General features: G+C 41.5%; 3 protein-coding genes. 1 reads left to right on the top strand and 2 read right to left on the bottom strand.

The genetic code is table 11. From position 1 onward, the window contains the following. On the bottom strand, positions 1-3,034 hold a 3,034-nt coding region (locus tag PSH54_RS09650), incomplete at its 3' end, for a beta strand repeat-containing protein (RefSeq protein ID WP_273606031.1). A gap of 344 nt (positions 3,035-3,378) precedes the next feature. Here PSH54_RS09650 and PSH54_RS09645 point away from each other — a divergent pair. Continuing rightward, positions 3,379-4,614: a TMEM143 family protein gene (locus tag PSH54_RS09645; protein WP_273606030.1), complete on the top strand. Its 1,236-nt coding sequence runs from the start codon at positions 3,379-3,381 to the stop codon at positions 4,612-4,614. Between the two features lie 73 nt (positions 4,615-4,687). Here PSH54_RS09645 and PSH54_RS09640 read toward each other — a convergent pair whose 3' ends face one another. Beyond that, positions 4,688-7,822, bottom strand: coding sequence for an efflux RND transporter permease subunit (locus tag PSH54_RS09640; RefSeq protein WP_064384705.1), 3,135 nt, complete (start codon positions 7,820-7,822; stop codon positions 4,688-4,690). Positions 7,823-7,827: the final 5 nt, after the last annotated feature.

The raw sequence follows: 7,827 nt of genomic DNA, 5'->3' as shown, positions 1-7,827 counted from the left end.
TTGCAGTTGTAGTCACCGCAGGGTTAACGCCATCGCTTATTGTTACAGTAACTATTTGGCCATCTTCTACATCTTCTACAGTACCGCGTACAACAATGGCTGCACTTTCGCCGCTGCCGTTAATAACACCGTCGGCTGTTTTATCAATGTTGGTTGTAATGTCTGCTAATTTGTCTATTTCAACGGTGTCTCTTGCTGTGGCTTCATTGCCAGCTAAATCAGAGACGTCGGCTCTTGCCACAATATCGCCATCGTTTAAAGAGCTTGCATCTATAGGAGCTGTGACATATTCACCATTTTGTACAATTGCTTGCACAGCTATATCTGGGTTTACACCATCCCTTAGGGTGATAGTTACAACTTGGCCATCTTCAATGCCACTCACGGTGCCACGCACTACAATTTCTTGGTTTTCGTTACTGCCATTAATAACCGAATCAGCCGTTTTATCAATGCTAGTTGTTATAGCTGCCGTTGTGTCTATTTCAACATTATCTTGTGCACTAACAGGGTTACCTGCTGCATCAGTAACCTCTGCAGTAGCGACCATCGTGCCATCATTTAAGCCTGTTGCGTCCATTGGCTCTGTAACATATTGACCATTTTGAACTACAGCCTGAGTAATTACCGGAGGGTTAATACCGTCGCTCAACGTTACAGTAACTATTTGGCCATCTTCAACATCTTCTACAGTACCGCGTACAACCACACCTGCATTTTCTGCTGTATTAACATTATCGCGAAGATCGTCGTCTTGCCCGTTAATCACTCCATCATCTGTTTTATCTATTGATGCAGTTATTAATGCGCTGTTATCTATTTCAAAAGAATCGTCTGCAACTGCGGTATTTCCAGCCGTATCAAGCACACTTGCTGATACCGAAATATCGCCATCATTAAGTGCAGAAATATCCACACCTGAAAGCGCGTAATTACCATTTTCAACAATTGCGGTAACAACCACTTCATTGCCTAATGAGTCTGTAAATATAATGGTAACTTCTTGGCCATCTTCAACACCATTTACTATGCCGCTAAGCGAAATATCGGTGTTTTCAGCGCTGCCATTTATAACGCCATCTTCAGTTTTATCAATATTAAGTGTTAGCGTGCTTTGTGTGTCTTTTGAAAAAGTAACCTCTTGAGTGGCCTCATTCCCAGCTGCATCAAAAATACTTATTTGCGCTGAGATTTCGCCATCAGCTAAAGATTCAATATCACCGCTAATTTGCCAATTCCCATCAGCATCAACTTCAGCTGTTACTACTACTTGCTGATTATTACTATCCGTAAAAGTAACGGTAACTAATTGGCCTGGCTCAATATCTGTAACCGAGCCACTAAGTTGTACATTATTTTGCTCGGCGCTATTAATAACCCCATCAATATCTTGTGCCACTATGCTTGTTGCAACAGAGCTGTCATATTGCGCTTCATCGCTCGCGCTTGCTGGGTTTCCTGAAATATCTTGAGCAGTTGCATTTGCACTAATAGTGCCATCATTTAACGATGAAATATCAACACCGGCTATTTCATAACTGCCATTAACTACGATTGCCGTTAATGTAATTGGAGGGTTAACACCGTCACTCAATACAACAGTCACTGTTTGGCCGTCTTCAATACCAGTTACTACACCTCGTACAGTTACGTTACTCTCTTCTTCGCTATTGATAACGCCATCTTGTGTTGAGTCTATTTCGACGGTGAGCTGTGCTGTTTTATCATGTGAAATAACCTGAGATGCGGTGCTTTCGTTACCTAATAAATCTTGTGCTTGCGCGGTTGCTGTGATCTCTCCATCACTTAACGAAGAAATATCGACTTCTAATTGGTACTGGCCATTTTCAACAACAGCCTCAACACTCACTTCATTGCCATCTATGTCTGTTAAGGTTACTAAGACTGTTTGACCATCTTCAATACCTTCAACTGTTCCGCTTACTTGTACTACGTTTTCTGAGTTATTTATTACGCCATCTTCGGTTTCATTAACGTCTATTGTTATAATGGCCGTAGTATCTTTTGAGAATGATTTTTGAGTTTGCGTGTCATTACCCGCTTCATCAATGGTACTAACTTGTATGGTGTAATTTCCATCCGGTAAATCGGCAAAAGGCTCAGGGCCAACACTCCATTGACCATTAGTGACTGTTGCCTCATACGTTGCTATAGGGTTACCTTGCGCATCAAAAATGGTCACTGTTACCAGCTGTCCATCTTGCACATCTTGCACTTCACCTTCAAATTCAATTGGTTGATTAGTGTTTAAGCCATCCTCAAAATCAATAAAAATATCTGCTTGAGTATCTTTTACTTTAGTTTCACTGGCTGCATCATCTTCGTTGCCCCCTACAAGAGAAACCGTTGCAGTCACTTCACCATCATTTAGAGCAGTAATATCAATATTTGTTACAGACCAAACACCATCTTGCACTTCGGTTGTAACAATTATTTCGTTGCCATCGCTATCACTTAAAACTATTTGTACTAACGAGCCATCGGGTACATTTTCAACAGTACCGGAAAATTCCAAAGCCACAGCATCGTATTTATTAATAAACACACCATCGCCACCGAGCTGACCTACAGTAAAAATAGGGTCGGGTCTGAACTCAATAAAATTAGGATCTTCTTCTTCTGTTGTTTCGGTAGGTGTTGTTTCATAGCCTGATTCAGGAACAAGTTCTTGCCCTTGGCGAGCAATAAGTTGATAAGCCACTTGAGCTTCATTAGCATCACTTGAGGATAAAGATGTAACGCTACTGGTATTGCTGCGGGCGTCAAAGGTACTATTTTGGCTTAAATCCGATACAAGCTGTGAAATAATATCTTGAGGTACAACAAGCTGTTCACTGGCTTCAGAAAAAACCAGCTCGTTCCCCTCTAGCGCAATGTCACTGCTATTTAACACAGGCAGGTCGGCAAATTGCTCTGGTATAGAGTCTACCTTGACCCAATCTCCATTATCCATAACAACCCAGACATCACTTAGTAGTTCGACAATAACAACAGCTTTACTTATATTTTCCAAAGTGAATTTCCTAAATAGTTAATGAGAGTAAATAGCGGCTTAGCCAAAAGGTAGCTCTAATCGTTACAAAATCCAGTCAATGATACAAAAAAATAACATCTTACAGTACCTTTTTACTGGATTTTATAGTGGTTAAGTTTGAAATATAGTTATTATTTATAAGATAATATCAAAATTGCAATACAAAAAAATTAGAAAAATGTAACTGCTACATGTATACAACGTATGAAGGGGTGATTTGGATTCAATAAAATTTATTTATTTGTAAATTTATATGTTAGCAATTTTATTGGGAATAAATTAACATCCCTAAAGGTAGTTTCATTTCCAAATTAGTCAAGCAAATGCAAAGTGCACGTTTTATTCCCTTTAGAAAACAAGATATTGTTGATATGTGCAGCGCTGAGCTCACAAACAACTCAGAGCAAACATCGTTTAAACAATTTTGCGATTTATTAGCAAGCCTTATCCATTACGATTACCATTCAACACTTGAGTCGCTCAAAAATAACTACGCGCCCTTTGATCCTAATAGCGATACGCGATCTTTAGCGCCAGTATCAGCTGATCAAAAAGCGCAGTGCCAACGCGAATTTGCTAAAGATTTTGCTAAGGTACTTAATGCAGCTAACTTTGAAGTGATCACCCATCAAGACCTGCAAGATGCACTCAACGAAGAGTCACTATTTAAAGTACGCCTTGAGGTAAAGTTTGACGACTTTGAAGAAGTGGTTTTTTACCGCCGTGGCGAATCACAACTCACTGAAACCATAACCAGCTTTTGGGGCTTGCGTAAAAAGCCCCTGCACTTTACCAATTACGACCGCGTTGCGGTGTTTATTCGCTTTAAAGATAAAGCTTACTTTGAGGCTAAAAATAAAACGCCTTTAGGGTTTGAACCAAGCTCTACCATAGTTAAGCTGTTTCAAAATGTACCCAAAGCCGACCTTGAAATGCTATTTCCAAATAGCGAAGTACGTATGCGCCCTATAGATAAAGTGATTATTGGCTCATCGGCTTTAGTAGGCGGTGCTGTGGTATTAATCACTAAGCTTGGCGCATCTATTTTATTGTTATTTGCTTTATTTGCTTTTTGGGGTGGCTTTAGAAGTGAAGCCGTAGAAATGACCCAACAACACTTTATTACCTTTGCTATTGGAATGGGGGTTTTTGGCAGCTTTATTTTTAAAGAGTGGAGTAAATTTAAAAACCGTAAAATTAAATTTATGAAAGCGCTAAGCGATAACCTCTACTTTAAAAATCTAGATAACAATGCCGGTGTTTTTCATACCCTTATAGACGCCGCCGAAGAAGAAGACATAAAAGAAGCTCTGCTGGCCTATACGTTTTTACTAAAATCAGAAAGTGGCCTAAGCGCACAGGCGCTTGATGAGCAAATAGAGGCGTGGTTTAAAACAAAGTATAAATGCGAACTCGACTTTGAAATTAGCGATGCGCTTGAAAAACTCACCCGGATGCGTTTAGTAACCTGCACTAACAATGTGTATAGCGCAATAAATTTAGATCATGCAAAAACTATTTTGGATGAGCGCTGGGATAATCTTTTTCAATATAATTAACCTGCATGGTTTACTTAACAACAAAAAGCAGCTGAAACTTCAGCTGCTTTTTACGTTGTATTTTGAGCTGCAACTAACTAAGTTGCTTGTTAAATTTTGCATGCACTAATTTATAAAGCGCAGGCAATATTAATAGCGTCAGTAGAGTTGATGAAATAATTCCGCCAACCACAACCGTTGCCAGCGGCCTTTGTAGCTCAGCGCCGGTGCCTGTATTTAGCGCCATAGGAATAAACCCTAAACTCGCCACTAAAGCCGTCATTAGTACTGGGCGCAGGCGCGAGAGCGCACCGGTTTTTATTGCATCTATCAAACTAAGCCCATCGGCTCTTAACTGCTTAATAAACGACAGCATAACCACGCCATTTAATACCGCTACACCACTTAGCGCGATAAACCCCACACCTGCCGATATTGATAACGGCATATCGCGTAGCAGTAACGCAAGCACACCACCACTAAGGGCAAGTGGTACGCCGCTAAATATAATTAACGAATCACGCAGTGAATTAAACGCGCTATAAAGCAGGCCAAATATAAGTAATAAAGTAACCGGTACCACCAGCGATAGCCGCTTACTTGCCGATTCTAGTTGTTCAAACGTGCCGCCGTATTCAATCCAATAACCACTAGGTAAATTAAGCTGCGAATTTAAAGCAGTTTGTGCATCGCTTACAAAGCTTGCTAAATCGCGCCCTTCTACATTTGCAGTTACTACAACATTACGCTTACCGCTTTCGCGGTTGATTTGATTAGGTCCTTTATTAATACTAATATTTGCAACTTCGCCCAGCGGTACAAATGCAAGGTCGGGATTAGCACTTTTTGGCACAGCTACAGGCAAACGCGCAAGCTGTGTTATATCCCTCGACCAACGCTCATCTAAACGCACTAATAACGAAAAACGTTTGTCGCCTTCATAAATTAGCCCAGTTTGCACACCACCTATAGCAGCACTTACACTTTGCTGTATATCGGTTACTGTTAAACCTAGCAGCGCCATGTGGTCGCGAAGCGGCGTAACCGAAAGCGTAGGCAGGCCTTCCATTTGCTCAAGGCGTACATCGGTTGCACCAGTAATATTTTGTACCAAGGCTGTGGCTTTTTCACCGAACTGTTTTAATGTTGATAAATCATCACCATAAATACGCACAGCCACATCGGCGCGCACGCCAGCAATTAGCTCGTTAAAGCGCATTTCTATTGGTTGGGTAAACTCATAGTTATTACCGGGTACTTCATTAACTAAATGACGAATTTGCTTAACCAGTTCTTCTTTAGGTAAAGCAGGATTTGGCCATTGATCGCGAGGTTTTAACATTAAAAAGGTGTCGGCAACGTTAGGTGGCATAGGATCGTTTGCTACATCGGGAGTACCTATTTTTGAAAATACTTTTGCCACCTCCGGCTTAGCTAAAATGGCTTGCTCTAGCTCTTTTTGCATTTTTACCGATTGCTCAATACCGGTGCCGGTAATGCGCAGCGCATGCATAGCTATATCGCCCTCATCAAGCTGCGGTAAAAATTCAGCCCCCATATTTTTAACTTTAAAGCCAAGTGCAATTACAAGCACACCCGCAATACTAACCATCACCCACGGTAACTTAAGCGATAGACCAAGTAGCGGTTTATAGCCTTTTTTAATACCGCGCATAACTGCATTTTCGCTCTCACTTACCTTAGCGCGTACAAATACCGCAATAGCGGCAGGTACAAAGGTAACCGCAAAAATAAGTGCACCCACTAATGCAGCAACAACAGTAAATGCCATTGGCTGAAACATTTTGCCCTCAACACCACTTAATGCAAACAGCGGTAAATACACCAGCATAATAATTAAAATACCAAATACTGCTGGGCTGAACACTTCTTTAGTGGCGGCGGTTACCACATTTAAACGCTCGTTTAGTGTAAGTAGCCTGCCATGCTTATGTTGCGCAAGGCCAAGTTGCCTTAAACAGTTTTCAACTACTATTACAGCGCCATCAACAATTAAACCAAAATCGATTGCGCCTAAGCTCATTAAGTTACCCGACACCCTATTACCTACCATACCGGTAATGGCAAATAGCATACTAAGCGGAATAACCATGGCCGTAATCAATGCGCCAGTTACGTTACCCAGTAGAAGCAGTAAAATAACAACCACCAACACCGCGCCTTCAAACAGGTTCGTTTTTACAGTGTCTATGGTTTTATCAACAAGGGTTGTTCTGTCGTACACAGGCTCAACCACTACACCTGCTGGTAGGCTAAGTTGTACATCTTTAAGTTTTTCAGCCATGGCTTTTGCCACTACGCGGCTGTTTTCACCAATGAGCATCATGGCGGTGCCAAGCACGGTTTCTTTACCGTTATAAGTAGCAGCGCCGGTTCTGAGCTCTTTACCTAGGCGCACATTTGCTACATCTTTAATGCGTACTGGTGCATCATCGCGCTTAGCAACTACGGTATTGGCTATATCATCAATGGTTTTTAATTGCCCTGGTGAGCGCACTAAATATTGCCCGTCAAAACGCTCTATAAACCCTGCACCTTGGTTACTGTTATTTAATTTAAGTGCTGTGATTACATCGCTTAGCGTGAGCTTATAAGCGAGTAGCTTTTCTGGCATGGGCGCTACTTGGTACTGGCGCTCAAAACCTCCTTGGCTGTTTATTTCGGTAACGCCTTTTACTTTTAATAACTGCGGACGAATAACCCAATCTTGCAGGGTACGTAAATCTTCTGCATTAAATGGCGTGCCATCATCTTTTAATGCACCGTTATTTGCATGCACAGAGTAAGTAAAAATCTCCCCTAACCCGCTGGCAATTGGCCCTAAGTTTGGTTCAATATTGGCTGGTAGGTTTGAACGAATACTTTGAATACGCTCACTAATTTGCTGGCGCGCCCAATAAATATCGGTCCCTTCATTAAAAATAACGGTAACTTGCGAAAGCCCATAACGCGAAATTGAGCGGGTATAATCAAGCTTAGGAATACCCGCCATTGCGGTTTCAATCAAATATGTAATGCGCTGCTCGGCTTCAAGCGGGGTAAAGCCCGGCGCTTTGGTATTTATTTGCACTTGTATATTAGTTATATCGGGTACGGCATCAACGGCTAAATTTTGTGTGTTGTATACGCCAAACCCAGCAAATAAAAGTGTGAGCGCAAGCACCATCATGCGGCGCTTAACCGCAAACGAAACTATCCAGTTAATCATGTTGC

The sequence above is a fragment of the Pseudoalteromonas sp. Angola-30 genome, from assembly GCF_028599215.1.
GTDB classification, from domain to species: Bacteria; Pseudomonadota; Gammaproteobacteria; order Enterobacterales; family Alteromonadaceae; genus Pseudoalteromonas; species Pseudoalteromonas atlantica.
This window is presented reverse-complemented; position numbering and strand designations above follow the sequence as displayed.

Coding starts and splice junctions, on each gene's coding strand:
- PSH54_RS09645 (WP_273606030.1), top strand. CDS start 3,379: ATGCAAAGTGCACGTTTTATTCCCTTTAGAAAACAAGATATTGTTGAT.
- PSH54_RS09640 (WP_064384705.1), bottom strand. CDS start 7,822: ATGATTAACTGGATAGTTTCGTTTGCGGTTAAGCGCCGCATGATGGTG.